The organism is Peribacillus simplex NBRC 15720 = DSM 1321, from assembly GCF_002243645.1.
In the GTDB taxonomy this organism is placed as follows: Bacteria; Bacillota; Bacilli; order Bacillales; family DSM-1321; genus Peribacillus; species Peribacillus simplex.
Genome location: NZ_CP017704.1, coordinates 1,427,416 through 1,453,416 on the forward strand (window position 1 = coordinate 1,427,416; position 26,001 = coordinate 1,453,416).

Annotated in this window: 23 protein-coding genes and 3 riboswitches; of the genes, 14 read left to right on the forward strand and 9 right to left on the reverse strand. The window is 42.4% G+C overall.

The genetic code is table 11. The features are described 5' to 3' along the window. Window positions 1-140: 140 nt before the first annotated feature. Window positions 141-341, reverse strand: a riboswitch (cobalamin riboswitch). 104 nt (window positions 342-445) lie between these two features. Continuing rightward, window positions 446-1,273, reverse strand: coding sequence for an MBL fold metallo-hydrolase (locus tag BS1321_RS06770; protein WP_063232290.1), 828 nt, complete (start codon window positions 1,271-1,273; stop codon window positions 446-448). Between the two features lie 293 nt (window positions 1,274-1,566). After that, window positions 1,567-1,671: riboswitch (SAM riboswitch) on the forward strand. 69 nt (window positions 1,672-1,740) lie between these two features. On the opposite strand from BS1321_RS06770, the gene BS1321_RS06775 reads away from it, so the two are divergent. From BS1321_RS06775 to BS1321_RS06790, 4 genes are all read left to right on the forward strand, one after another. Then, window positions 1,741-2,757, forward strand: coding sequence for a methionine ABC transporter ATP-binding protein (locus tag BS1321_RS06775; protein ID WP_063232291.1), 1,017 nt, complete (start codon window positions 1,741-1,743; stop codon window positions 2,755-2,757). Then, on the forward strand, window positions 2,744-3,412 hold the full coding sequence (locus tag BS1321_RS06780; RefSeq protein WP_063232292.1) for a methionine ABC transporter permease: 669 nt from the start codon (window positions 2,744-2,746) through the stop codon (window positions 3,410-3,412). Before BS1321_RS06775 ends, BS1321_RS06780 begins: the two co-directional genes overlap by 14 nt. Before the next feature lie 55 nt (window positions 3,413-3,467). Beyond that, the gene (locus BS1321_RS06785; protein ID WP_063232293.1) at window positions 3,468-4,289 is read left to right on the forward strand and encodes a MetQ/NlpA family ABC transporter substrate-binding protein; all 822 of its coding nucleotides are present in this window, start codon (window positions 3,468-3,470) and stop codon (window positions 4,287-4,289) included. 62 nt (window positions 4,290-4,351) lie between these two features. Then, on the forward strand, window positions 4,352-5,458 hold the full coding sequence (locus BS1321_RS06790; RefSeq protein ID WP_063232294.1) for an iron-containing alcohol dehydrogenase family protein: 1,107 nt from the start codon (window positions 4,352-4,354) through the stop codon (window positions 5,456-5,458). A 122-nt stretch (window positions 5,459-5,580) separates the two neighbouring features. On the opposite strand, the gene BS1321_RS06795 is transcribed toward BS1321_RS06790, so the two are convergent. Then, complete coding sequence (locus BS1321_RS06795) at window positions 5,581-6,618, reverse strand: NAD-dependent epimerase/dehydratase family protein (RefSeq protein ID WP_063232295.1); 1,038 nt, start codon at window positions 6,616-6,618, stop codon at window positions 5,581-5,583. Window positions 6,619-6,817: 199 nt separating this feature from the next. Between BS1321_RS06795 and BS1321_RS06800 the strand changes: the two genes are divergently transcribed. Next, window positions 6,818-7,702 carry a PucR family transcriptional regulator gene (locus BS1321_RS06800; RefSeq protein WP_157732803.1) on the forward strand — a complete coding sequence of 295 codons (885 nt, stop codon included), beginning with the start codon at window positions 6,818-6,820 and terminating at the stop codon, window positions 7,700-7,702. Between the two features lie 124 nt (window positions 7,703-7,826). Then, window positions 7,827-8,972, forward strand: a complete 1,146-nt coding sequence (locus tag BS1321_RS06805) for an ABC transporter ATP-binding protein (protein ID WP_063232297.1) — start codon at window positions 7,827-7,829, stop codon at window positions 8,970-8,972. Window positions 8,973-9,030: 58 nt separating this feature from the next. Here BS1321_RS06805 and BS1321_RS06810 read toward each other — a convergent pair whose 3' ends face one another. Further along, window positions 9,031-9,273: a hypothetical protein gene (locus BS1321_RS06810; protein WP_063232298.1), complete on the reverse strand. Its 243-nt coding sequence runs from the start codon at window positions 9,271-9,273 to the stop codon at window positions 9,031-9,033. A gap of 109 nt (window positions 9,274-9,382) precedes the next feature. Then, window positions 9,383-10,765, reverse strand: coding sequence for a class II fumarate hydratase (gene fumC / locus BS1321_RS06815; protein WP_063232299.1), 1,383 nt, complete (start codon window positions 10,763-10,765; stop codon window positions 9,383-9,385). Window positions 10,766-11,090: 325 nt separating this feature from the next. Then, window positions 11,091-11,204, forward strand: a riboswitch (SAM riboswitch). 86 nt (window positions 11,205-11,290) lie between these two features. On the opposite strand from fumC, the gene BS1321_RS06820 reads away from it, so the two are divergent. Next, complete coding sequence (locus BS1321_RS06820) at window positions 11,291-12,403, forward strand: methionine biosynthesis PLP-dependent protein (protein ID WP_063232300.1); 1,113 nt, start codon at window positions 11,291-11,293, stop codon at window positions 12,401-12,403. Beyond that, window positions 12,400-13,581: a cystathionine beta-lyase gene (gene metC, locus BS1321_RS06825; protein WP_063232301.1), complete on the forward strand. Its 1,182-nt coding sequence runs from the start codon at window positions 12,400-12,402 to the stop codon at window positions 13,579-13,581. The genes BS1321_RS06820 and metC overlap by 4 nt, the downstream gene beginning before the upstream one ends. Before the next feature lie 103 nt (window positions 13,582-13,684). On the opposite strand, the gene BS1321_RS06830 is transcribed toward metC, so the two are convergent. The 3 genes from BS1321_RS06830 to BS1321_RS06840 form a co-directional block, all read right to left on the reverse strand. Beyond that, a complete protein-coding gene (locus BS1321_RS06830; RefSeq protein WP_063232302.1) occupies window positions 13,685-13,933 on the reverse strand; it encodes a type B 50S ribosomal protein L31 in 249 nt (82 codons plus the stop codon). Window positions 13,934-14,065: 132 nt separating this feature from the next. After that, window positions 14,066-16,084: an ABC transporter ATP-binding protein gene (locus BS1321_RS06835; RefSeq protein ID WP_063232303.1), complete on the reverse strand. Its 2,019-nt coding sequence runs from the start codon at window positions 16,082-16,084 to the stop codon at window positions 14,066-14,068. Beyond that, entirely contained in the window at window positions 16,081-17,832 is a 1,752-nt protein-coding gene (locus BS1321_RS06840; RefSeq protein WP_063232419.1) for an ABC transporter ATP-binding protein, read from the reverse strand. The genes BS1321_RS06835 and BS1321_RS06840 overlap by 4 nt, the downstream gene beginning before the upstream one ends. Before the next feature lie 506 nt (window positions 17,833-18,338). Here BS1321_RS06840 and BS1321_RS27360 point away from each other — a divergent pair. From BS1321_RS27360 to BS1321_RS06855, 4 genes are all read left to right on the forward strand, one after another. Continuing rightward, on the forward strand, window positions 18,339-18,509 hold the full coding sequence (locus tag BS1321_RS27360) for a hypothetical protein (protein ID WP_155726444.1): 171 nt from the start codon (window positions 18,339-18,341) through the stop codon (window positions 18,507-18,509). Between the two features lie 89 nt (window positions 18,510-18,598). After that, the gene (locus BS1321_RS06845; RefSeq protein ID WP_063232304.1) at window positions 18,599-19,717 is read left to right on the forward strand and encodes a DUF2515 family protein; all 1,119 of its coding nucleotides are present in this window, start codon (window positions 18,599-18,601) and stop codon (window positions 19,715-19,717) included. A 74-nt stretch (window positions 19,718-19,791) separates the two neighbouring features. Next, a complete protein-coding gene (locus BS1321_RS06850) occupies window positions 19,792-20,145 on the forward strand; it encodes a hypothetical protein (protein WP_063232305.1) in 354 nt (117 codons plus the stop codon). 381 nt (window positions 20,146-20,526) lie between these two features. Continuing rightward, window positions 20,527-22,641 carry a peptidoglycan D,D-transpeptidase FtsI family protein gene (locus BS1321_RS06855; protein ID WP_081112844.1) on the forward strand — a complete coding sequence of 705 codons (2,115 nt, stop codon included), beginning with the start codon at window positions 20,527-20,529 and terminating at the stop codon, window positions 22,639-22,641. A gap of 55 nt (window positions 22,642-22,696) precedes the next feature. Here BS1321_RS06855 and BS1321_RS06860 read toward each other — a convergent pair whose 3' ends face one another. Both BS1321_RS06860 and glpK read right to left on the reverse strand, forming a co-directional pair. Beyond that, window positions 22,697-23,164, reverse strand: coding sequence for a CBS domain-containing protein (locus BS1321_RS06860; RefSeq protein ID WP_063232307.1), 468 nt, complete (start codon window positions 23,162-23,164; stop codon window positions 22,697-22,699). Between the two features lie 68 nt (window positions 23,165-23,232). Next, complete coding sequence (gene glpK, locus BS1321_RS06865) at window positions 23,233-24,723, reverse strand: glycerol kinase GlpK (protein ID WP_063232308.1); 1,491 nt, start codon at window positions 24,721-24,723, stop codon at window positions 23,233-23,235. A gap of 190 nt (window positions 24,724-24,913) precedes the next feature. Here glpK and BS1321_RS06870 point away from each other — a divergent pair, with 190 nt between their 5' ends. Both BS1321_RS06870 and BS1321_RS06875 read left to right on the forward strand, forming a co-directional pair. Beyond that, window positions 24,914-25,705 (forward strand): TIGR00266 family protein, encoded by a 792-nt coding sequence (locus BS1321_RS06870; protein WP_063232309.1) that lies wholly within the window; start codon window positions 24,914-24,916, stop codon window positions 25,703-25,705. An 88-nt stretch (window positions 25,706-25,793) separates the two neighbouring features. Next, window positions 25,794-26,000, forward strand: a complete 207-nt coding sequence (locus tag BS1321_RS06875) for a hypothetical protein (RefSeq protein ID WP_232522771.1) — start codon at window positions 25,794-25,796, stop codon at window positions 25,998-26,000. The last annotated feature ends 1 nt before the right edge of the window (window position 26,001 follow it).

A 26,001-nucleotide genomic window follows, 5' to 3' on the forward strand; every position in this document is an offset into this window, starting at 1 on the left:
CTTCCCGATTAGAAGTTGTTAGAGTGCAAACGAAACGAAACATAACAAAAAATAAACATGAATTTTCCATTTTTCTAAAAATGAAAAACATGCTTTTGTCAATTTTCGCACTTAACACCTCCTATCCTCGTAGGCTTATGATGCTGTGCTAAAAATAGGCAGGTATCCTGGCTCATGATCATCGCTTTTCGAACCTTCCCATCCCCTTTTGCAGAAGACAGTGGCATTACTCGAATCGCTCTCATATACAGTTGCGGGACAGCGCCGGACTCTAACCGGACTTCCCTTTTAAGCAGACAATCCTCAAAAATATTGCCTGCACCTTTTTCTAGACGTATTTAATTTTCAGTTTAAATGTATCGAATTATCCATTAAATTACAATTTGTGCTACGGTGTTCAAAAAGAAATTTGCTTAGAACCTCTTCCATTACACAAAACCACTAATTAGTGTTTTGCTAGATTATCCTTATTAATCAATACTTTTTCTTTTAATATCGATGTAATGATATGCTCTGAATCCCATTCATGCCCAGATATCTCGATAAGGGGATAGCGGTTCGGTAAAACGACCTGCTGGATTTCATGAACGGTCAGTCCTTGAGAATGTAAGCGTAAAATTTCACCTTGGAGGTTTTCCAAATAATCGAGTTTTTTTCGAAACATTTCCTTCCCATCAGGCACATGCCCAGCATGGCAGCAAAACACTTCCCCGAAGTCATATTGAAGTAATTTTTTTATGGAATCGATGATGACCGGGACAGACTCTTCCCGTAAGACAAGCTTTGTTTTTGGCGTTACGAAAAGGTCTCCTGAAAAGAGCATGCCATTACTGTGATTCAAATACACCATATGGTCCTTCGCATGACCAGGTGTAAAAATCGGCTCCCACGTTTGGGTACGGGAATGAATGGCCTTCCCTAGCGGCTCAGCTTTAAAGGCGTCTCTCTTTCCCCAGAAAATTTTGCGATATTCAGGATATACAGCATCCTTTGCACAAACCTCAACCGACATCGGGTGAATGAAAAGCGGGACCTTTTTATGTTCCTGTATCCATGCAGCGCCCCCCGTATGGTCTTCATGATAGTGAGTCAGGGCCACTGAGTCGAAGTCTGAGGACTCATAGAATGGAATAAGCTCTTCCAATAAAATCTCTGCTCCAGTATCTATCAATAGGCCATCCGTTAAAAAGACATAAACACTCATCCCCGACTTGTTCCCGCCAGGAGTCCCTTGCACACAAACCACATCATTTACCGTCTTAATCTCTATCATTCAATCGCCTCCCCCATCATTGTACAACAATAGTTTCATCTTCCTTTTTTTAACTTTACTATAATAAATGTAGTACCACTTTACCTTTTTGACAAGGAAATATTGGAATAATTAACCTGGATGGAAATGCTGGATTATTACATAATAGCCCTTTTTCCACAAATCTTTTCAACGGACCGTACCAAATTTAACGACAAAAATCATCCCAAAATCACAGAAACGATTGACATTGTCGAATTTTACAAATAATATAGATTATATTATAAAACTTGAAATATTCTAAAATAATAATTTACTTATCAAGAGTGACGGAGGGATCAGGCCCTGTGATGTCCAGCAACCGCCCTTAGGGAACGGTGCCACTTCCTGCAGGATGATTGCATTCTGAAAGATAAGACGAGATATAATTTCGCTGCCTCTTTCTGAATGATAGAGGCAGCTTTTTTAATGTTTAAGGGGGAAAGCTCATGATTGAAATCCGTTCAGTCCGAAAGGAATACGTCTCGAAGAAAAACCGAGTTATCGGAGTGGATAACGTTTCTTTGACCATTAAAACAGGCGAAGTGTATGGAATTGTCGGCTACAGCGGAGCTGGAAAAAGCTCATTACTCCGCTGCTTGAATTTGCTTGAACGTCCGACAGGTGGAAATATCATCATCGACGGCATTGATTTAACATCTTTATCAAGTAAAGAGCTTCGTAAACAACGCCAAAAAATCGGAATGATATTCCAGCACTTTTCCCTGGTCAGTTCAAAAACCGTTTATGAAAATGTCGCTTTCGCCTTAAAGGCCGCGCATCGATCGAAGGATGCCATCAGGTTACGTGTATTGGAATTGTTGGAAATCGTAGGCCTCAGCGATAAGAAAGATGTTTATCCGGCACAGCTTAGCGGTGGACAGAAGCAGCGGGTCGGCATTGCTCGCGCCTTAGCGAATGATCCCACTGTACTATTATGTGATGAAGCGACTTCAGCCCTTGATCCAACAACTACAAAAGCGATTTTACAGTTATTGAAAAAGATAAGCAGTGAGCTTGGTATCACCATCGTGTTGATTACACATGAAATGGAAGTGGTCAAAGAACTATGCCACCGAGTCGCTGTCATGCAGGATGGCCGGGTAATTGAGGAAGGTCCCGTTTATGAAATATTTTCACAGCCTAAGCAGGAATTAACGAAGCAATTCATTAGCAGTGTACTGGATTTCGAACTCCCTTCGCACTTGATTGAAGAAAGTAAAGGTACGATTATTAAAATTCAATTCGAAGGGCATACCGCCGGTGAGTCGATTCTTTCGGATACTCTCCAATCCCATTCAGTAAAGGGTAATATTTTACACGGTAAAATTGAGTATATCCAGGATGTCCCTTTAGGCATTTTGATCATCGAGTTAATTGGCGATGCCGCCCAAATTCATTCGGCATTGGACTATATAAAAAATCGTTCCAGTTCTGTGGAGGTGTTAAAACATGTCACTGCTTGATCCCATCATCAATATTTTACCTGATCTTAATAAAGCCTTTCTTGAAACGATTTATATGGTCGGCGTTTCCCTTGCAGTAGCTCTGCTGATTGGTTTACCGCTTGGAGTATTGCTGTTTACGACAACCAGGAATTTATTTTTTGAAAATAGCATCGTGAACCGATCTCTCGGTTTCGCAGTCAATATTGTACGTTCAATCCCGTTCATCATTCTATTGGTCGCCCTCCTTCCTTTAACGGACCTTCTTACGGGATCGACGATAGGGCCAAGAGCGGCTTCTGTTTCCCTTTCCGTATCCGCAATACCTTTTTTTGCAAGGATCGTTGAATCGGCATTACGTGAAATAGACAGAGGAGTGATTGAAGCTGCAATTGCCGTAGGTGCCACTCCATGGATGATCATTAAGGATGTACTTCTTCCAGAGGCAAAACCGGGAATCATTCAAGGACTTACATTAACGACCATTTCGCTTATCGGTTACTCTGCAATGGCAGGGACAATCGGCGGAGGCGGAATTGGCGACCTGGCCATCCGGTACGGATATTACCGTTATGACAACACAGTCATGATCACGACGATCGTCGTGCTGATCTGCCTTGTGCAAATCATTCAAATGGTTGGTGACAAAGCCTCATACATAGTTAACAAACGATAGGATCAGTCATTTTTTCAATGATTCAATACATTTCATTACTCAGGAGGAATTTCAAATGAAGAAAATAGCTTCGTTATTATCAGTCTGTGCACTTGCCCTTGGCTTGGCAGCTTGCGGGAGCGATGATGCATCCCCAAAAACTGAAGACAAAAAAGAATTGAAGATCGGGGCGACTACCGGGCCCTACGCCGATATGGTTAAAGAGGCCATCAAACCCGGTCTTGAAGATCTCGGTTACAAAATAGAGATCGTCGAATTCACCGACTATATCCAGCCGAATAAGTCGCTTGGCAACCATTCGATCGACGCCAACCTATTCCAGCATAAAGTGTACATGGATAACTTCGCTAAAGAAAATGATTTGAAGCTTTCCGACCTTATCATTGTTCCAACAGCACCAATGGGCATATATTCGAACAAGTATAAATCATTGAAAGAAATTAAAGACGGTACATCCCTTGCAGTGCCCAATGATCCGGTTAACCTCGCACGTGCACTTAAAGTGCTGGTGGATGAAGGGTTGATTGAAGTCGATCCAGATGTCGATCCTTTAAAAATATCCGAAAAGGATGTAACGAAAAATCCAAAAAACATCCAACTCAAACCATTGGAATCCGCTCAATTGCCACGGGCAACAGACAGTGTTGACCTATCAGCGGTCCCTGGCAACTTCGCTCTTGCAGCGAAAATGGACCTAAAGGATGCCCTTGTTTTAGAAAAAATGCCGGATATGTATCGAAACGTTGTTGCAGTGAATACAAAAGATGAAGACGCTCAATTTGCAAAGGATATTAAATCAGTTGTGGAATCCGATCAGTTTGAAAAAGTGATCGATGACAAATTTGCCGGATTCGGAAAACCAGACTGGATGAAATGATCAAATAATCGAGGCCTGCTTCCCCTTTACTGGGAACAGGCCTTTCATTAAGGAGAACGAATATGAATAACTTACTGGAGGTCCGCAGCGGCCCCGCTTATTACGCCTGTAAAGATAATGTCCTTGAAAACCTGGAAGCAAAACTGAGTAAAGGGAACATTCGTAAAGTGCTCGTTATTCATGGAAGAAAATCATGGGAAGTTGCTGAACCCTTTTTTCCTTCCTTAGAAAATATTGAGCCGATTTTTTTCAAATACGGCGGGGAATGCAGTGACGCAGAAATTGAACGCGTCAAGAAGTCTGCTCTTCAACACGGTGTGGATGCATTAATCGGCATTGGCGGCGGTAAGCTGCTCGACCTCGCCAAATCGGCCGGAAACTCGCTTCAAAAGGAAATCATCCTCATTCCTACCCTTGCTTCCACCTGCGCGGCCTGGACTCCGTTGAGTGTCATTTATGATGATAATGGTTCATATGTCCGCTATGATATTCATGAAAGAAACGCTTGGATGTTATTTATCGAACCAGGTATTCTTCTGAATTCACCTATTAACTATTTACGGGCTGGAATCGGCGATACATTGGCGAAATGGTACGAAGGCAATGCACTGGCCGAAAAGCTTGCCACCAAGTCCGTTTGTATTGAATTGGCCCATTTAGCCGCAAGGGAATGCCAGGAAGTTTTATTGACATATGGCGAGGAAGCCCTAGGTGATTTGGAAAATGGTAAATGGACAGACTCGCTGCAGCGTGTAATTGAAACGAACATCATCACCAGTGGTCTAGTTGGCGGCTTTGGTGACCAGTACCTGCGCGTTGCCGGTGCCCACTCGATTCATAATGGCATGACTACCATCACGCAAACGCATCATTTACTTCACGGGGAAAAAGTGGCATATGGCATTTTAGTCCAGCTTGTTTTAGAAGGGAAATTCTCAGAAATCAAACAATTGCTGCCAATCTACCAGGTGCTTAAACTGCCGATGACATTGCTTGATATTGGCCTGACGGTTGAACATAAGGCGGAACTTCAACAGATTGCAGCCCAGTCTGTCAAAGAAGGTGAAGACATCCATCTTCTTTTCCCTGATATCAACAAGGAAAAAGTAGCGGCCGCCATGGAAATCCTTGAAATCCTCACAAACCCCGTAAGCACAGCCATGGACTAAAAAAGCGATGGGGTTTTTACCCCATCGCTTTTTTTAATTCCTTCACTTTGTTTGTTTAAATCATCCTTTTCACCAAGCCAACATAAAGTGCCGTCAATACTTCAGTAAAATAAAAGAAGGTTTCAACCTACTGTCTGTTTCCATAATCCAAGAAGATCACTTTCATGTTGTCTGTGGATACCGGCTTTTCTATCAGCAGATTCCGGACGTCCCTTTTCCCAGTTCCATATATCTTCGAGAGTTTCTGAAAGGGGACGGAATGTTAGTCCATTATTGATGGCTTTATTGTTATCGACAGCCAAAAACCCATTCAAAGGTTCCTTAGCTCCCGGTAAAGGGAACTCTTCTGGTATCCATAAAGGCATCTCTCCCCACGGCTCTACTTTATTGTCATTTAAAAACTTTTCCGATACCCATGTAAAATCAGCATTACTTCTTGTTACCTTTTTGCAACCTTCAAGTAATTGCCCCATAGTTAGTGTGTAATCTGGTCCAACGGCATTATATGTACCTGTCATATTTTTTTCTATCATTTGTATGACCCATTGAGCCAAGTCCCTTGCATCGATAACTTGGATTGGACGTCCAGGTCGTCCAGGAGATAAAATTTCTCCCCCTTCCGCTATTCTTTTAAGCCAGTACGGCAATCGGTCAGTGTAATCATACGGACCTACTATTTGACCGGCACGAATTGACAAGACTTTCCCCGGCAGTTCTTTTTCAGCTGCTTTTTCGCTTAATGATTTTAATGGTCCATAATATTCACCGTATATCGGTCCAGCAGTTCCGCGGGTGATCTCTTCTGCTTTATCCTCATTTAGTGTATGAACCTCTCCATTTTCATCAATACCTGGTTCGGTTGGATCACTATAAACTGAGATGCTTGAAATATATGTATAATGTTTAACTTGATTAAGCAAACTGCAAGATTTCGATACAGTTCGAGGGATAAAGCCAGATGTGTCAATGACTGCATCCCACTGTCTACCTTTCAACATTTCCAGATCCCCGTCGCGGTCCCCTCTTAACTGTTCTATTTCGGGAAAAACATAAGGATCGCTTCCTCGATTAAAAAGTGTGACATCATGCCCTTTCACTATCGCAGCTTTTACTAAATTTCGGCCTAAAAACCGTGTACCACCCAATATTAAAATGTTCATAAGATCTCCTCCTCTTTAACGATATTCCATTAAGCATACGCAATACCCTTTCCTAAAATTAATAATATTTGCAACTTTTCTTTGAACTCTTTTTAAACCATGAATTTCCCTTCTCGAGAAAACTGGCAATATCCTATTCTTTTGAACTTTATTCTTTTTCGCTATAATGATATGGAAAGGGAGAAAGAAGGTGGAAACGATGCTTGAAAATCTCAAACAAAAATTCCCGAATGCTCTTACCAATAAAAAGGAAATTGATGATATTTCTGACTATGTTTGGTTCGAAGACTCAAGAAGTATACTTGGCATTCCCCGTTCAGAAATCACAGCCGAAGAAATCCGTTTATTGGAACTGCTTTTTGCTCCTTCCATAAACCCAAATTACCTCAATGTACATCCAGACTCATCATGGAAAACTTTTTTATCCGAACCGAATGCAACATTGCCATTAACGAGCTGGGAGAATGTTCGATTTCTTCATTTTAAGCTGACTCATGCTGATTTTTCCAACTCCGACTTTGAAGAGGCCTTCCTCGCTTTCGTTCCATCTGACGCAGCATTGGTCTGGGAAAATGAAACGGCAGGAGTCTTAATTGAAACGGACAAGGATGAACCATTATCAAATAAAGAACTAATCGCCATTTCTTCCACACTTGAAAGTGACTTTTATGTTAAGACCCGTATGTTCACCGGGCGCTTTCACCCTGTAAATCAAGACCTTCATCATCACTGGACTCAGGAGAAAAAGTGTTTTGATTTGGCACAGGTGCACCTGCCGGATCTTAAGGTCGCTGATTTGGCAGACATCATTCCTCATTCATTAATTAATGATCCATCCGGTAAAAATGCAAAATGGTATATCAATGAGATTCTTGGCAAGACCAAGCAGGATACTGAACTTATCAAAACGATTAAAACGTATATCGAATGTAATTCCAATGCCACCCATGCCGCCAAACAGCTTTATATACATCGGAACAGCTTACAATACCGAATCGATAAATTCTCTGAAAGAACTGGTCTCGATATTAGAAACTTCCGTCATGCCCTTACTGCGTACTTGATTTTTTTACTGAATGATTAATTTCCCATTCAAACAGGTAATATCATCCTTTTTTGTGCAATGTGCCCATACTTTTTTCTAAACCGATAGCTTAGACTATAGCTAATTGGTACAAGTAATCAGGAGTTTAAAAGGGGGATTTTTCATGGCAGAGTTAGTGTTAGATCATATATTCAAGATTTATGATAAAAAGGTGACGGCTGTTAAAGACTTCAACCTTCGTGTTGCCGATAAGGAATTCATAGTTTTTGTGGGACCTTCAGGTTGCGGCAAATCGACAACATTAAGGATGATTGCCGGACTGGAAGACATTTCCCAAGGGGATTTATACATAGACGGGAAGCGAGTCAATGATGTCCCCCCTAAAGACCGCGATATTGCGATGGTTTTCCAGAACTATGCCTTATATCCTCATATGTCCGTATATGACAATATGGCATTCGGATTAAAGCTCAGGAAAACGCCAAAAGCGGAAATCAAGCAAAGGGTCAATGAAGCGGCAAGGATTCTCGGACTTGAAGAGCTGCTAAACAGGAAACCTAAAGCCCTTTCAGGAGGTCAGCGCCAGCGTGTGGCACTTGGCCGTGCAATTGTAAGGGACGCAAAAGTTTTCTTGATGGATGAGCCATTATCCAATCTCGATGCAAAGCTGCGGGTTCAAATGCGTGCAGAAATCGCTAAACTACATAAACGGCTCGACACCACGACGATATATGTCACGCATGACCAAACAGAGGCAATGACCATGGCGACACGTCTTGTTGTAATGAAAGATGGAATCATCCAACAGGTCGGTGCTCCAAAAGACGTATACGAGAAACCAATAAACGTCTTTGTCGGCGGTTTTATCGGATCGCCTGCCATGAACTTCTTTACCGGAACATTAAAAGAAGGCACAATTAAAATAGGCGAACAAACGCTTGAAATACCTGAATTGAAGATGAAAATGCTGCGTGATCAAGGATATATCGGAAAGGATATAATCCTTGGCATCCGTCCGGAGGATTTTCATAATGAAGGAACTAGCTTCACGGAGTCCTCTAACACTACATTCACGACCCAAATTGATGTAGCCGAACTCATGGGCGCGGAGATCATGCTCTACTCCACGTTAGAGGGGCAGGACTTCGTCGCACGGGTTGATGCCAAGAATATTATCCAGGCAGGCGAAAACATCGAACTTGCCCTCGACATGAATAAAGCACACTTTTTTGATAAAGGGACTGAACATCGCATTTTAGTTGAAGAAGATGAACTGATGCAGGAAAGCATGAAGTTACCTGCCAATTAAACGAAAAAAGACCCGTTCATGAATGGGTCTTTTTCGTTTATTCAAATAAGGGGTAGATTTATTCCTGGACCAATACCACTTCATCATGTCCGCATTCAGAGCATTTCATGAGATGCGGGCATTGGCCTTTTTGAAGGGATTGAGGATATCCGTCGTTTTCTTTAAGTATGTCGATATCCATGTAAGCACTGTAATCATCAGCGTAGTCCATGAATTTCCCTTTATCATCAAGATCACTGCCGCATTCCGGGCAATTCACATGAATTTTTCTTAGACCGTTGCAAAGCGGGCATAAAGACATTGTTTTTCCTCCTGTTCCCGATACTTATGATCTCAGTATTTGTTGATTCCATTATTTTAACACGTGGAAACACCCTCCCTAATACCAGAGGGAGGGCACTTATATGCAATTATTTATTAACCATGTTAGCAGGATCTACCCATGCTTTGAATTCATCTTCCGTCAGGAACTCCAATTTCAACGCCGCTTCTTTTAACGTAGAGTTGTCCTTGAATGCTGTTTTGGCGATCTTGGCTGCTTTTTCATAACCAATATGCGGGTTCAATGCTGTTACCAACATAAGGGAACGTTCTACATTTTCTTTGATTTTATCTTCATTTGCAGTGATGCCAACCGCACAATTATTGTTGAATGAATGAATGCCTTCCGTCAATAATTTGACCGTTTGCAGGAAGTTATAGATGATGACTGGTTTGAATACATTCAATTCAAAGTTACCTTGGCTAGCTGCAAAGCCAATTGTAGCATCGTTACCCACGATTTGTGTTGCAATCATGGTAAGCGCTTCACTTTGTGTTGGATTGACTTTACCTGGCATGATGGAGCTGCCTGGCTCGTTTTCCGGAATGGCTATTTCGCCGATTCCGCTTCTAGGACCACTTGCCAGCCATCTGACATCGTTCGCAATTTTCATTAAATCGGCTGCCAATGCTTTTAAAGCACCGTGTGCGTAGACGATTTCGTTATGGCTTGTCAATGCATGAAACTTATTATCAGATGTGACAAAAGGATGTCCTGTATCCGCTGCAATTTGTTTGGCAGAAAGTCCCGGGAATTCTTTTTTTGTATTGATTCCGGTTCCTACAGCCGTTCCGCCTAGTGCAAGGTTCAATAATTTTTGGCTGCTTTCCTCAATCATCGCTAGATCTTTGTCGAGCATCGCTTTCCAACCGGAAATTTCTTGTCCTAATGTTAATGGTGTAGCATCTTGAAGATGTGTCCGGCCAATTTTCACGACATCCCAAAATTCTTTTTCTTTTGTATCGAATGTAGCACGAAGAGCTTTGATGGCAGGGACCAATTTTTCAGCGACTTCCATAAAGGCAGCAATATGCATGGCGGTCGGGAAAGTATCATTGGAGCTTTGTGCCTTGTTAACATCATCATTTGGGTGAAGGGTTTCCGATTCACCATTTTCTTTCAACCATTCATTCCCTTTGTTAGCGACCACTTCATTCACGTTCATATTACTTTGCGTGCCGCTTCCCGTTTGCCAAACTACAAGCGGGAAATGATCATTTAGTGTACCTTCAAGGATTTCGCCGCAAATCTTGACGATGGCATTCTTTTTAACTTCCGAAAGATCACCAAGATCATAGTTCACCTTTGCCGCAGCTTGTTTAACGTATGCAAATGCACGAACTAATTCAATCGGCATTTTTTCGTTACCGATTTTGAAATTGTTACGGCTTCTCTCAGTTTGTGCTCCCCAATATTTATCAGCAGGAACTTTCACTTCACCCATCGTATCTCGTTCGATTCTGTATTCCATGTGTTCTCCTCCTATGTTTGCACTATTCATTGAAGACCTTTTGCATATGAAATGAATAATGTTGTATTATTCTTTCTCTCCATACATTGTACAAACTTTATTATTTTAAAGCAAAAATATCCGGCTGACCCTTCCCATTTTTCTGAAAAACCCATGATTCTTCCTGTTTATATGAAAATTCGGATATTTTTTTTAGACACATAAAGTGTTGACACCGCTAGGCTCCACTTGACCTAGTCATGAACATCAAAGCATGATCCACCCAAAATGTTCTTGACAGTATTTTGTATATATAGTAAATTCAAAAGAAATTGAATAATCTAAACTCTTATCGAGAGAGGTAGAGGGAATGGCCCGATGACACCTCAGCAACCTTCATTTGTTTCAAACCAATGAAAAGGTGCTAATTCCACAAGTTTGTGAACTTGGAAGATAAGAAGAATGACTCGTCCCTACTTAATCAAAGTCTTCTTCTTAAAGAAGACTTTTTTTTATTTTATATAACTCAAAGGAGCAGTGAAAACCATGTACAAAACTGAAACATATCTTGCTCAATTAGGAAATCGCAGCGAAACGGCGACAGGAACAGTCAATCCGCCGGTATACTTTTCAACAGCTTTTCGTCACGAAGGAATTGGCCAATCGACGGGATTCGACTACACAAGGACAGGTAATCCTACACGCCAACTATTGGAGCGATCCATCGCCGATCTGGAAAAAGGGGACCAAGGTTATGCCTGCAGTTCAGGAATGGCCGCCATTTCCACTATACTCGCCCTTTTTAAATCTGGTGATGCATGGATTGTCAGCGAAGATCTTTATGGCGGTACATATCGTCTGTTAGAACAAGGTTTTAAAAAATGGGGGTTGCAGTGTGACTATGTAAACACTTGTTGTTTGGAGGATATCGAAAAAGCTATCACTCCTCACACGAAAGCCATCTTCATCGAAACTCCCACTAACCCTCTTATGCAGCAAACGGACATTAGCGCCGTTGCCGCATTGGCCAAACGATATAATTTATTGTTAATCGTTGATAACACTTTTTACACGCCTCTAATTCAACAACCCATCCTGCTTGGAGCGGATATTGTGATTCACAGTGCAACCAAGTATCTCGGTGGTCATAATGATGTGCTCGCCGGACTGATCGTTGCTAGCGGCGCTGAATTATGTGATGCACTTGCCTTCCATCATAATGGTACTGGAGCTGTCTTGAGCCCATTTGATTCTTGGCTGTTGATGCGCGGAATGAAAACCCTGGCATTGCGGATGGAGCGTCATGAAAAGAATGCCAAGATACTTGTAGATTACTTATCGGAACATGATTGTGTTACAGACGTATTGTATCCCGGCAGAGGAGGCATGATTTCATTCCGTATCATTGATGAAGCGGCGGTAAACCCATTTTTACAATCGCTCTCATTAATCTCTTTTGCAGAAAGCCTTGGAGGGGTTGAAAGCTTCATCACCTATCCTGCCACACAAACACATGCCGATATTCCGCTTGAAGTCAGAACGGCAAATGGTGTTTGTAATCGCCTGCTCCGCTTCTCCGTTGGCATCGAGGATAGCGATGATTTGATTGGTGACTTACAGCAAGCATTCGCACAGGTAAAAAGGGAGGCACTACGATGACAGATCATGACTTTAGCTTTGAAACCAAATTACTTCATAATCAACATAAATTCGATCCGGCAACGGGCGGCGTGAGCGTCCCCATTCAGCACGCATCGACTTTCCATCAATCCGATATCGATCAATTCGGCAAATATGATTACAGCAGAAGCGGGAACCCAACTCGCGAGGCACTTGAAGACATCATTGCCGAACTTGAGGACGGCACCCATGGCTTTGCTTTTTCATCAGGAATGGCTGCCATTTCTACAGCTTTCCTGCTATTGTCTGCCGGGGATCATATCGTCATTTCCGAAGATGTTTATGGCGGAACGTTCAGGATGGTCACAAGCGTATTGTCGCGTTTCAATATTGAGCATACCTTCGTTGACATGACGGACCTTGAAAGCGTCAAAGCGGCCGTTCAGCCAAATACCAGGGCCATATACATCGAAACGCCTTCAAATCCGTTACTTAAAGTGACCGATATTCAAGCCGTATGTGATATCGCAAAAAAAGCCGGCGCCTTAAGTTTTGTTGATAATACATTCTTGACGCCAGCATTGCAAAAACCACTGAATCTGGGCGCTGATGTTGTCCTTCATAGCGCGACGAAGTTTTTATCCGGACACAGTGATGTGGTAGCTGGGCTTGCGGTCGTAAAAGATCCGGAATTAGCAGTAAGACTCGGTTCCCTTCAAAACTCCTTTGGAGCGGTTCTTGGTGTCCAGGACGCCTGGCTTGTAATGAGAGGTCTGAAAACCTTGTCAGTTAGAATGGAACATTCACAAAAAGGGGCAGAAAAGATTGCAGCCTACTTAAAGGAACAGCCCTTGGTGAAAAAAGTGTATTATCCCGGCCTAGCTGATCATCCACAGCACGCCATCCAGAAAGGCCAGTCACTTGGAGCAGGGGCGGTCCTATCATTTGAATTGGAAAGTGAGGAAGTCTTCCGTTCTTTCGTTAACACTGTCGAACTCCCTGTTTTTGCCGTAAGCCTTGGAGCGGTCGAATCTATATTATCCTACCCGGCCAAAATGTCCCATGCTGCAATGCCTGCTGATGAAAGGGAAAAGCGAGGCATCACGAACAGCTTGCTCCGTCTCTCTGTCGGACTTGAAAATCCAGACGATTTAATCAAGGACTTCGATGTGGCCCTCGTAAATATTGCAAAAGGGGAAGCAATTGCTGCAAAATGATTAAAGGAAGGGTGCGCCATATATTATGGGCACCCTTTTTTGTTTGCATCATTTTTATTCTTTTTCATAATAAAAAGGCTATGATTTCCCATTGGCCTTACTCTCATTTCTTCATTTTATATTTATCCAGGAAGCGATCCACCCGTCCACCTTTTTCAGCAAACTTCTGCTTTCCAGTATAAAAAGGATGCGTATCTGAACTGATTTCCACTTTTAATAATGGATACGTGTTGCCGTCTTCCCACACGACCGTTTCATTGGACGTTTTCGTGGAGCCTGTCAAAAATTTATAACCACTGTTGGTATCCATGAATACTACTTGTTGATAATCGGGATGAATTTCTTGTTTCATTATTATCACCTCGTCAGTATAGGTTTATGTTAAACGTAATGATTACTATTATCAATAATTATGCTTGAAGGTACCAATAACGGCACCCTCATTATATTTTTATCTTGATTATCCAACCTTATACAATCGTGGTCAGCCAGCCATGTCCTTATGCGGACCTGCCTGCAGTTCATACATTTGATAGTACTTCCCTTTTAATTCCATTAATTCTTCATGTGTACCTTGCTCAGCAATCCGGCCTTTATCCAGTACAAGAATTTGGTCGGCATTTTTTATCGTGGAAAGTCTATGTGCAATGATGAAGGTCGTTCTCCCTTTTTTCAGCACTTCCATTCCCTCCTGGATAATTGCCTCGGTTTCGGTGTCGATACTTGCTGTCGCTTCATCCAAAATCAATATTGCAGGATTGAATGCAAGAGCACGGGCAAAAGAGATTAGCTGCCGCTGTCCAGAAGACAGCGTTCCTCCTTTTTCGATCACGGGTTCGTCCAGCCCTAAAGGAAGATGCTTAAGCACTTTGTCTCCCCCAACATCTCTTAATGATTTTTCAACCATTTCCCTTGTGATGCCTTTATGATTCAGACTGATATTGGATGCGATGGTGCCAGTAAATAAATAGGGATCCTGAAGGACGATTCCCATATGTTCCCTAAGCGTCTGATGAGGAATATCCAATATATTCCTTCCGTCGATTTTAATTTGCCCTTCACTACTGTCATAAAAACGGAACAATAAATTCATTATGGAACTTTTTCCTGACCCAGTATGGCCAACTAAAGCGACCGTTTCCCCTTGTTTAGCAGAGAAGGAAATGTCCCTTAACACATATTCATTATCCTTATAACCAAAAGAAACATTTTCGAATTGCACGTTCCCTTTGTATCTGGATATGTTTTCATCACTGACTGCCAATCCCTGCTCATCCAATAAACTGAACGCCCGCTCCCCTGCAACAAGTGCCTGTTCAAGATTAGCGAACTGATTGACGATTCCATGAAGCGGATGTAGAAGGCGGCTGATCAAATCAACAATTGCATACATCATCCCTAAGGAAATGGCCGAACTCGCTGTAAGGGAAATCCCACCGAAATACCAGACGAATGCCATTAGCGCCAAAACCTTAATGACACCAATCAAGTTTCCACCCGTCAACGAATTCAAATGGAGCATTTTATTTTGATAGGAATAATGCTCCCGGTTCAGATTTTCAAAAGATTGCTTCGTCTCCTTTTCACGTCCAAATGCCTGAATGATGCTCATTCCAGAAATGGATTCATTGATCATCCCATTAATATCGCTGACCCTTTCCCGAATGATGTGATTATATTTCGAGGCGAATTTACGATATACCATCGTCCAGATAACGATGATCGGAATAAGTAAAAGGCCAATGGTACCGACTCGTGGATCCAGAATATACAAAGCAATTAGAACGCCTAAGATATTAATTGTACTCGAGAAGAAGTTGGCTAGCACGGTTACATATAATTCCCGGATCGCTTCCGTATCATTAGTGACCCTGGCAACAATTTTCCCCGCTGGCATATTATCGAAATAACGTATCGGCAGACGGGAAATATGTGTGAAAATATCATTTCGCATCTTCTGTATGATTCGGTTAGCCGCTTTCTGTAAATAAAAGCTCTGCCCATATTGAAAAATGGAGGAAAGGATGACAAGACTAAAATAAAAAGTCACAAGCTTAATGATCCGCGGGATTTCCGGTTGGTAAAACCGCATCACTTCCTGACTCGTCAATTTCACTGCTTGCGCACGTTGCTCTTTCCCGTCTTTCTTGATGATCAACGATTGGCTCTCCAAGGTTCTGCGCCCATCGATAGGGACAGCTTCATTTACGAAGACAAATTGATTGCCAACCTGCAGAACATGGACTTCCCTGCCTTTCTTCTCACCTTTTGCAAAGTAATCAGCCCGTTTATACCAATTTCCATCATACTTAACAGCATCCTTTCCTTTACCCGCTTCATACCAGGTAGATTCGATGCCAAGTATATGTGAATCGATGATTTTCTTGGCAACGAAAGGACCTGTTAAATCGGCCGCTACCGAAAGTGCCAGCATGATCAGAGCGCCAATGATCAGTTTTTTATAAAGGGCAGCATAATTAAAAAGTTTCTTTACGACCTTCATGCCTTCACCTCCGTCCCTTCGTCAACCTGCTGTCGTTCATATTGTTCCCTATACCAGCCATCATTCTGCAGTAAGTCCGCATGAGTCCCCTCTTCGATGATCTCTCCGCTGTCCAACACGATAATTCTGTCCGCGTGCTGAACGGCTGATAAGCGATGGGTTGTGATGATGGTCGTTTTCCCCGCCCGTTCATTTTGGATATTTTCGATGATCGTCGTTTCAGTTTTTGCATCTACAGCGGATAAGGAATCATCCAATATAAGGATTTCCGGATTTTTGATCAGTGCCCTGGCAATCGAGATCCTCTGCTTTTGCCCTCCAGATAGAGCTACACCCTTTTCACCGACGAGTGTCTCAAGACGATTTGGCAGCATCATTAAGTCCTTCTCAAAATCCGCAAGCCGGATAGCTTCAGCCAGTTCATCTTCCGTTGCATCCATTTTACCGAATAAGATATTTTCCCTAACAGACTTCGAGAATAAAAAATGGTCCTGTGGAACGTAACCGATCCATTTACGAATATCTTCAAGGTTCAGTTGCTCCAGAGGCATGCCTGCAAAAGCGATTTCACCTGTTCCTAAAGGATATTCCCGCAGCAATTGCTTTACGAATGTCGTTTTTCCGCTTCCTGTTTTCCCCACTATCCCCAATGTTTGACCGCGCTCAAGCTGAACGGAAATATTGGATAGATTCACAACCGTTGAGGAAGGGTATGTAAAATACACTGAATTGAATTGGATATTTCCCGGTTTTGGAATACTTTCCAGACCCAATGAATTTTTCACATCCGCTTCATATGAAAGGGTATCCTGAACACGATCTAGTGAAGCATTTCCCCTTTGCATGACATTGATCAGTTCCCCCACCGCGATCATCGGCCAAATTAACATGCCTAGGTACACATTGAACGAAACAAGTCCGCCAAGCGTTATGGCCTGTTGAAACACAAGATAAGCCCCGTAACCCAACCCGATTAAATAACTGATGCCGATGATAATGCTGATTGTCGGATCAAAGAGGGCATCGATTCTTGCCACGGCTAGATTTTTGCGATATACATCCTCTGTCATTTCATCAAATCGCTTTTCATCTTCCCGTTCCTGGACATAGGCCCGGATAACACGGACACCTGAAATGGATTCCAGGACCTTGTCATTTAAAGTACCAAAGGCTGCTTGTGCATCCGTAAAACGTTTGTAAATTTTCTTCACGTAGATTTGCATCATCACTGCCATGATCGGCAGCGGCAGCACCGCCGCAATCGTCAACTGCCAGCTGATCGTGGCTCCCATCATGACCACAACCGTAATGGTGAACAGCACCGAGTCAACGAGCGTCAATATCCCAAAACCAGCAGTGAGGGATATTGCCTTTAAATCATTGGTTGCCCTTGCCATTAAATCCCCTGTACGGTTTTTTTCATAAAACGTCGGCGTCATTTTCAGCAAATGGCCCATAAATCCGGACCTTAGCTTTCGTTCGACCAGGTTTCCGCCGCCGAATAACAGATAACTCCATAAGTAACCAAATAGGTAACTGCCGCTCAGTACCATGAGCAAATAAATAACGTATTTCATGACCCCTTCCTGTGTCATGCTGCCATTGTTCATATCATCGATGGCATTCCCGACGAGTTTTGGCGGGATAACCTCCAGGATATTCACCAGACATAGAAATAAAATCGCCAAGGTATAACGCCGCCACTGTTCTTTAAAGAACCAGGACAGCTTTTTAAAAATCGCAAACATGAATTCCCCTCCCTTTTGCTCAAACCTTTCATTCGCTAACCGCTTTCTGGATCTCCGGGTTGCCATAAGTTTTCCAATGTCTTTCGTCTCATTTAAAATTCCTCCTGTCTTTTATATGGAAGGATGCTAATGCACCTGTATCCCAAATGCCAAAAAGCCCCCGCCAATTAGCGGAAGCTTTTTTAGATGAGTAATACACATATAAAAGCGCAGGCCGCGAAAACTCCACACCTGCGCTTTAAAATGATCAATGAACACATTGAATTCTTTGTCTAGGAAGACAAGGTTTCAGGGCAGGCGGACGTATGATATTCAATTGTGACATCACTGTGCTTAACTGATTTAGTCATGACGTTCGCCTCCTTTTTCAATAATTATTGGTAATATTTAACTTGTGTTTAAAGATTACTACGTTTACATAGCTTTGTCAATTGCGACTTTTCTAGATTATTGCTGGATAATCCTTTATTCTTATAAGGATGACGTAACCTAAGGAGGTTCAGCATATGCAATGGAGAAAATATATACTCCTAGCGGTTCCCTTTTTATTTTCATCCATTTTCATCTTATTTGCCGTACCGGAAAAATATAGAATGTTATCCTTCATTCCTGTGTTTCTTTTCTGGATAGTTTATTATATTTTATTGTACCTGGAAAAGAAGAAGAAAAATAACTGATGACAAAAGAAATACAGGGCGTTGCAAATGCAACGCCCCTTTCTTGACGGCTCTGCATATAATGATCGAAAAACATTTGTGGTGATTGTATGTTCTCCCAATATTTGCAAAAGCTGATGGGCAAACACCCTGTCAAAACAAAACCCATCATCGATGCTGAAAAATATGAAACGCTAAGATCCCATTTACAAAAAGAGCTTTTTCAGCCTTTTGAAGGGTCAAAGGCTTTCTTTCCTGAGGAAACCGCTCTGATAAAAAGTATTCGAACCGAGACGGCTGCCTTGAACCGGAACAATATCACAAGAACACAAGCCTATCTTGCCTTTTACAATCGTAATCCAGAGGTCCATTGGGCCTTTTTAGCACATATGGTTTCGAGGAATGGAGGATACCATATGACTGACTTGAAAAGTTCATCCATGACCCATCTCCTTGACAAAGCGGAACGGCAGAAATTTTTCCTGTTCCTTGAGCGCGCCAATTCAGCCATATTTGCAGATGCATTCCCCCAGCTTCTTTTATATGAACATTCTAAACAAAAAGAACTTCCGCTAAGAAGGTATTTACCAGTTTTCCGCATTTCAAGATTCATGGCCCCGATTTGGGAATCTTTCATCGAAGAGCCCCATTCACCCCTTTTGACAACGGCCCTTATCATTAATGAACAAAGAATGCTTCAGGAAAGGATATTAAAACGCACCCGTCATGGTGAAATCCTCCGAAGGCTTGATTTTCTACTTCAGGAATACTTAGGCTTCATGAAAGTGATCTTTCCTTATGCAAACAAGCAAAACGGTCTTCATTCCTTGACAGGCCTGACCGTTGAACGCTTTGCCGACCCAAAACAGCGTATTGAAACGGGAAAATCATTATATGAGCTTCTTTTTCAGCATCCGGTTGTTTTTCGCGGTGTTAGCCAATTTACAAAAGAAGTTCCACACACGGGGTCCAGAAAGGATTACTGGGGAAGCATATATACCTCTGATGCATCCACGTCAAAAGATGATAAAGTGTACAGCCCCACTCTTCATGATGCATGGGCAGATCAACTATTCTTTCCTCCCCATTCCATTGATTGGTTCACGAATGAAAGCTTTATAGAAGATTTACGTAGCACACCGATCATTAAAAAGGCGGACCTGACCAACAAGGTGCTCGAAAATGTCAATCAGCTCAAAACTCTTAACGGAATGAAAGCCATTTTCTAGCATCAAGCCTCTTACTTTGAATATCCCATCCTCCATTTGGCAAGAATGGTTAGCAAAAAGAATGGGTGAATCAAATGAGAGGCATTGTACTATTGAATCCAAATTACAAAATCGGGGATTTACATACGAATGAGAGCTTTGCAATCCAAAAGATTGTGACGGACAAGTATATGGAAGAGAAGAATATTTCCCCGGTCATACTGAATCCGTATCAAATCCATCTTTATTACACCATCCCGCATGAGCTTCTATTCAATTTACAAAATAGAAAAACGGATCAAATCGATTGCCTTGTGCTTCACTCTCCAGAAACGATCGAACGGTTCATCTATATCTACCCTGAAAAATGGCTTGAGCTATGCGGATATTTCAAAGAAATTATCAGTGTCGCGACTCAAACTCCCGTTAGGAAATATGAAGCAAATTAATGCTTAAATAAAATCATGGTACTTAAGTCGTTGTGACTGGATTCTAAAGTCATTAAATGTTCTTTTTTTACAAGACCATCTTTTCAAGTACTTATGGTTTATGCTTCCCTTTTTCACATGAGCGACCCATCCCTCCTCATGGTTGTCGCTGTGCCGCTTCGCCCTCTCTTTATCTCTTAAAACCCCTTCGGACTTATTGACCATTATATTTATATCAATTTTCTTAATTATAAGATTACTAGGAATTATATAACTTCAAAACAATCTTTTGGAAATATAGATAAATTTACGGATAAAGCATAGAAAAATAAGTTAATTTTATATATCATTGGAGATAGGAATTTTCTTATTTTTTACTTTTACTAGAAAGGAATGTTAATGATGGCCAAAGAAAAAAAGAAAAAAACCCCAATTCCTTTCCGACTGAACTTTTTGTTCTTTTTAATATTCATTTTATTTTCAAGCTTAATAATCCGGCTTGGCATCGTCCAGATCGTGTATGGGGATGATTACCTCCGCGAAGTCGACCGAACGGAAAACGATGTGGCCAATACCCCCGTTCCCCGTGGTAAGATGTATGACCGCAACTTGAATCCGGTCGTTGATAATGAGCCACGTAATGCCATCACTTATACGAAATACCCGAATACAAAAACGGCAGATATGGTGAAGACGGCAGAGGTCCTTGCTACCTTGATAGAAAAAGATACTAAAAAGGTAACCCTGCCAGATAAAAAGGACTTTTGGATTTTAAAACATCCGAAAGAAGCCGATGCCTTGATTACCAAGGCTGAGAAGAAGAAAGTAATCGAAAAAAAACTAGAGCAAAAAGATTTATACAAACTTCAAATGGAACGGGTAACCGATGAAAATATCAAGGAATTCTCCAAGGATGAATTGGAAGTGATCGCCATCTTCCGGGAATTCAATAGTGGCTATGCCCTCGCACCGTCGATCGTGAAGAATAAAGATGTCACCACTAAGGAATTCGCCAGGGTTAGTGAACATTTGGATGAAATGCCAGGCGTGGACGTAACGACGGATTGGGAAAGGACCTATAAGTATGATGAGACCCTCCGCTCGGTTCTTGGCAAGGTCTCTTCTTCCGAAGAAGGCATTCCCAGTGAAAATATTGACTATTATCTGGCACGTGACTATACCAGGAATGACCGGGTCGGAAAAAGTTATATCGAAAAACAATATGAAGATGTCCTGCGCGGTCAAAAGACGCGGATTGAAAATGTGCTGAGCAAAGGGGAAGTCATCAATACGAATACCCTCACTGAAGGGCAAAGCGGAAAAGACTTGATCCTTACAATTGATATGGAGCTGCAGCAACAGGTTGAAAAAATCATTGAGAGAGAATTGTACAGAACTAAGGCTAGGGGAAATACCTACTTATTGGATCGTGCCTTCGTCGTTTTAATGGACCCGAATACAGGCGAGGTGCTTACGATGGCTGGCAGGCAATACGGCCGCAACAGTGAAACCGGATTGACCGAAATGAAAGATTTCGCCCTTGGAAACATTACGACCTCCTATACGATGGGGTCATCTGTTAAAGGGGCAACGGTCTACACGGGCTTTCAGACTGGGGCCATCACACCAGGGTCGGCATTTCATGACCATCCACTTTTCTTAGCTGGTGCAAATCCCAAAAAATCTTATAGCCCTTTAGGGTATGTAACCGATGTCACCGCTTTAAAGAAATCGTCGAATGTCTATATGTTCATGACGGCAATCAAAATTGGCGGTGGGCATTATGTTCCAAATCAGCCGCTAGGAATTAATCGAGAAGCATATGCGATCATGCGAAATCATTTTGCTCAATTCGGATTGGGTGTACGTACCGGCATAGACCTGCCTAATGAGTCTGTCGGATTTAAAGGAATAGATACTACAACAGACGGATTGCTGCTGGATTTATCGATTGGGCAGTATGATACATATACTCCAATGCAATTGGCACAATACGCATCGACGATTGCAAATGGCGGTAAAAGGCTTGAGCCACATATGGTCAGGGAAATCAGGAATCCTTCTGACCAACACCAAGAATTGGGTAGCGTTTTTAAAACAATGAGTCCCAAAGTGTTAAACGACTTAGGCGGGAAAGACGTTTGGATTCAACGTGTCCAGGAAGGATTCAGACAGGTTGCCCAGGAGCCAGGCGGGACGGCATATAAATATTTCGGCGGTAAATCTTACCGTGCGGCAGCGAAAACGGGTACTGCCGAAGCCTTTTACGACGGACCGCGAAGAAATCAATATAGTGAACCAGTCCCGACTATCAATCTAACACTTGCAGGTTATGCACCTCACAATAATCCGGAAGTGGCATTCTCTGTCGTCGTGCCATGGGTGTATCAAGGCAAGCCCTCTGATGATATCAACAAACGTATCGGGCGGGACGTAATGGACGCCTACTTTAAATTGAAGGAAAAAAGAGCAAAAGGTGAATCTGATGCAGATAAGGCAGTAGAAAGCACCCAATGATGTTTACAAAAAAAGGCCTGCTCAATATACGAGCAAGCCTTTTTTGATGCTTCCTTTATTCAAGCTTTTGAACGAATTCCTTATAAAGAGCTCTGAGTGCATCTCCCCTGCTGATGATGCCGACGACTTTATCATTTTTGTCCACGACGGGGATTTTCTTGAAATGATGCTTGGAAAGGACCTTTATCAATTCATCTAACGGATCTTCGGGGGAAAGCTTTGTTATCCTTTTATTTTTAATGATTTGTGAGACTTTATCATGCATTTTGGATGTAACCTTTTCATCCAACACTTCACCGGGAAGAACCGTAATGTAGGTGAAATATCCCATGATGGCTTCCTCAGCAGGTGTCAAATAACGGAGGATATCCCCGTCCGTCACCATTCCCAATAGCTTATCTTGTTCATCCACAACGGGGACCCCGCCCACTTTATTTTCGATTAAGATCCGCAGAATTTCCTTTAATGTAAAATCAGGACGGGCTACGTAGACTTCCCTTATCATGAAATCCTTAACTAACATATTACCACCCCTTTTTTAAGTTTGTACGTTCTGTATTCATCTCTCCTCTATTAATACCCTTACTTACTCTATTTAAAAACCCTTGCCGCCTGAACTGCCTTTTTCCAGCCATCATATAAATCCTTCCGTTCCTGTTCTTCCATCTCGGGTTCGAATTTCTTATCGACTGCCCATAGCTTTGAAATCTCTTCCTGACTTTCCCAATATCCGACAGCGAGTCCAGCCAAATACGCTGCGCCTAACGCTGTCGTTTCACTAATAACCGGTCTTTCGACTGGTACATTCAGGAGGCCGCTTTGAAATTCCATCAAGAAGTTGTTTTTGACAACCCCGCCATCGACCCTCAATGCCTTTAGGTTAATCCCTGAATCGACTTCCATGGCCTTAAGGACATCTTTTGTCTGGTAGGCCAGCGCTTCCAATGTTGCCCGGACGAAATGCTCCTTCGATGTCCCCCTTGTCAGTCCGAATATAGCTCCCCTGACATCACTATCCCAATAAGGGGTACCTAATCCAACAAATGCGGGAACTACATAGACACCATCGGCTGAAGTGACCCGCAAAGCATACTTTTCACTGTCTTTCGGATCATGCAAGAGTTTCAGCCCATCCCTTAACCATTGTATGGCCGAACCTGCGACAAAAATACTGCCTTCCAAGGCATATTGGACTTTTCCATTCAGCCCCCATGCAATCGTGGTCAACAGTCCATGCTCTGATTTCACTGCCTTTTCTCCTGTATTCATTAGCATGAAGCATCCGGTGCCATACGTATTCTTAGCCATTCCTTTTTCAAAGCATTCTTGGCCGAACAAAGCGGCCTGTTGATCTCCCGCTGCCCCGGCAATCGGGATTTCGTGCCCAAAGAAATGGTGTGGCGCTGTTTTCCCGTATATCTCCGATGAAGAGCGAACATCCGGAAGCATCGATCGCGGCACTTGCAGGATTTCCAGCAGCTCTTCGTCCCACTTCAGGTCATGAATGTTATACATCAGCGTCCTTGAAGCATTCGAATAATCGGTTACATGTGCTTTACCACCCGAAAGTTTCCATATCAGCCACGTATCAATCGTACCAAACAATAAGTCTCCGTTTTCAGCCTTTTCCCGTGCCCCATCTACATGGTCGAGAATCCATTTCACCTTTGTACCGGAAAAATAAGCATCAATCAACAAACCGGTTTTTTGCAAAAATAAGTCTTCGAGACCCTCATCCTTCAATTGCGTGCAAATTTCGCTCGTCTGCCGGGATTGCCAGACGATGGCGTGATGGATCGGCTGACCTGTTTCCTTATCCCATACCACGGTCGTCTCCCGTTGATTCGTTATGCCAATTCCAGCGATCTGTTCAGGCTTTACATTCATTTCCGATAGACAGGAAGCGATTACCGATAGGATGGAACCCCAAATTTCATTGGCGTTATGCTCCACCCATCCAGGATTTCTGAAATATTGGGTGAATTCCTTTTGGGCAATATGCAAAACTTCCCCGCTTTTATTAAATAAAATGGCCCGGGAACTTGTCGTTCCCTGGTCCAATGATAATATGTAAGTCTCCATGGCTGTCTCCTCCTGCACTTAAGAAAAGGTTCATTCCCGCTTAAGTGTCATGCTGTTTTTCTTCCTACATTTTACTAGATATACCCGTGAAAACAAAAAATATATAAATTACGGCGAAAAATTGAAAAATATTGGCAGGTTAAGAGTTTATCTTTTACAATGAAAATAAGATTGATAGGAGGAATGGAAAATGAATAACCATGAAATAGATTTTAAATTATATGGAGATGACATGCAGTTTGTTGAAGTGGAATTGGATCCTCAGGAAACGGTAATTGCCGAAGCTGGAAGTTTAATGATGATGGAAGATCAAATCAAGATGGAAACCATCTTTGGCGATGGGTCTTCGAATGGTGACAGCGGAATGATGGGTAAGCTATTCGGTGCCGGGAAACGGCTCCTTACTGGTGAGAGTCTTTTCATGACGGCTTTTACGAATGAAGGACGAGATAAAAAACATGTTTCATTCGCCTCGCCTTATCCAGGTAAAATCATTCCGATGGATTTAAGCGAGCTCGGCGGGAAAATCATTTGTCAAAAAGACGCATTCCTGGCGGCAGCGAAAGGCGTTTCAGTCGGAATTGAGTTTCAAAGAAAGATAGGGGCAGGCTTCTTTGGCGGTGAAGGCTTCATCATGCAAAAACTTGAAGGAGATGGAATGACCTTCGTTCATGCCGGCGGCACGATCCATAAAAAAGAATTGGCTGCAGGAGAGATATTACGCGTCGATACAGGATGTTTAGTAGCAATGACTAGCGGGGTAGATTATAATATTGAAGCTGTAAAAGGCGTGAAAACCGCTTTATTCGGAGGCGAAGGTTTATTCTTTGCAACATTAAAAGGACCCGGAACCGTCTGGGTGCAATCTTTGCCATTCAGCCGGCTTGCAAGCCGGGTATTTGCTGCAGCGCCGCAAAATGGAGGATCCTCCGAAGAAGGCAGCGTAGCTAGAGGCTTATTCAATTTATTCAACGATAAATAAGAACCGGACCAATGGCTGCCATCATGGCAGTCATTGATCTCTTTTGAAAAGGATGGGTAGCTACATGCAGCTTGTTAAGTGGTCCTACATGAGACGCTATAATATCAAGGCAATTTTTGATCAATTTCCGAATTCGCCTGTTATTTTCCGAAAAATAAGTGATTACTATTTTGTTTATACCATTCACTGGACAGCTGCCGATGGCCCAATCGGCATAAAAGAGCTTGAAGAAATGGAACAGTTGCTCAACCGTGAACTCGGGACTGAACTGCAATATCTTTATCGAAAAAAATGAG

Coding starts and splice junctions, on each gene's coding strand:
- BS1321_RS06780 (WP_063232292.1), top strand. CDS start 2,744: ATGTCACTGCTTGATCCCATCATCAATATTTTACCTGATCTTAATAAA.
- BS1321_RS06850 (WP_063232305.1), top strand. CDS start 19,792: ATGAGAGGCATTGTACTATTGAATCCAAATTACAAAATCGGGGATTTA.
- BS1321_RS06840 (WP_063232419.1), bottom strand. CDS start 17,832: ATGTTTGCGATTTTTAAAAAGCTGTCCTGGTTCTTTAAAGAACAGTGG.
- BS1321_RS06790 (WP_063232294.1), top strand. CDS start 4,352: ATGAATAACTTACTGGAGGTCCGCAGCGGCCCCGCTTATTACGCCTGT.
- BS1321_RS06770 (WP_063232290.1), bottom strand. CDS start 1,273: ATGATAGAGATTAAGACGGTAAATGATGTGGTTTGTGTGCAAGGGACT.
- BS1321_RS06835 (WP_063232303.1), bottom strand. CDS start 16,084: ATGAAGGTCGTAAAGAAACTTTTTAATTATGCTGCCCTTTATAAAAAA.
- BS1321_RS06820 (WP_063232300.1), top strand. CDS start 11,291: ATGTACAAAACTGAAACATATCTTGCTCAATTAGGAAATCGCAGCGAA.
- BS1321_RS06775 (WP_063232291.1), top strand. CDS start 1,741: ATGATTGAAATCCGTTCAGTCCGAAAGGAATACGTCTCGAAGAAAAAC.
- BS1321_RS06860 (WP_063232307.1), bottom strand. CDS start 23,164: ATGTTAGTTAAGGATTTCATGATAAGGGAAGTCTACGTAGCCCGTCCT.
- BS1321_RS06855 (WP_081112844.1), top strand. CDS start 20,527: ATGGCCAAAGAAAAAAAGAAAAAAACCCCAATTCCTTTCCGACTGAAC.
- BS1321_RS06830 (WP_063232302.1), bottom strand. CDS start 13,933: ATGAAACAAGAAATTCATCCCGATTATCAACAAGTAGTATTCATGGAT.
- BS1321_RS06795 (WP_063232295.1), bottom strand. CDS start 6,618: ATGAACATTTTAATATTGGGTGGTACACGGTTTTTAGGCCGAAATTTA.
- BS1321_RS06800 (WP_157732803.1), top strand. CDS start 6,818: ATGCTTGAAAATCTCAAACAAAAATTCCCGAATGCTCTTACCAATAAA.
- BS1321_RS06805 (WP_063232297.1), top strand. CDS start 7,827: ATGGCAGAGTTAGTGTTAGATCATATATTCAAGATTTATGATAAAAAG.
- BS1321_RS06875 (WP_232522771.1), top strand. CDS start 25,794: ATGAGACGCTATAATATCAAGGCAATTTTTGATCAATTTCCGAATTCG.
- BS1321_RS06785 (WP_063232293.1), top strand. CDS start 3,468: ATGAAGAAAATAGCTTCGTTATTATCAGTCTGTGCACTTGCCCTTGGC.
- fumC (WP_063232299.1), bottom strand. CDS start 10,765: ATGGAATACAGAATCGAACGAGATACGATGGGTGAAGTGAAAGTTCCT.
- BS1321_RS06845 (WP_063232304.1), top strand. CDS start 18,599: ATGTTCTCCCAATATTTGCAAAAGCTGATGGGCAAACACCCTGTCAAA.
- BS1321_RS27360 (WP_155726444.1), top strand. CDS start 18,339: ATGCAATGGAGAAAATATATACTCCTAGCGGTTCCCTTTTTATTTTCA.
- metC (WP_063232301.1), top strand. CDS start 12,400: ATGACAGATCATGACTTTAGCTTTGAAACCAAATTACTTCATAATCAA.
- BS1321_RS06810 (WP_063232298.1), bottom strand. CDS start 9,273: ATGTCTTTATGCCCGCTTTGCAACGGTCTAAGAAAAATTCATGTGAAT.
- BS1321_RS06870 (WP_063232309.1), top strand. CDS start 24,914: ATGAATAACCATGAAATAGATTTTAAATTATATGGAGATGACATGCAG.
- glpK (WP_063232308.1), bottom strand. CDS start 24,723: ATGGAGACTTACATATTATCATTGGACCAGGGAACGACAAGTTCCCGG.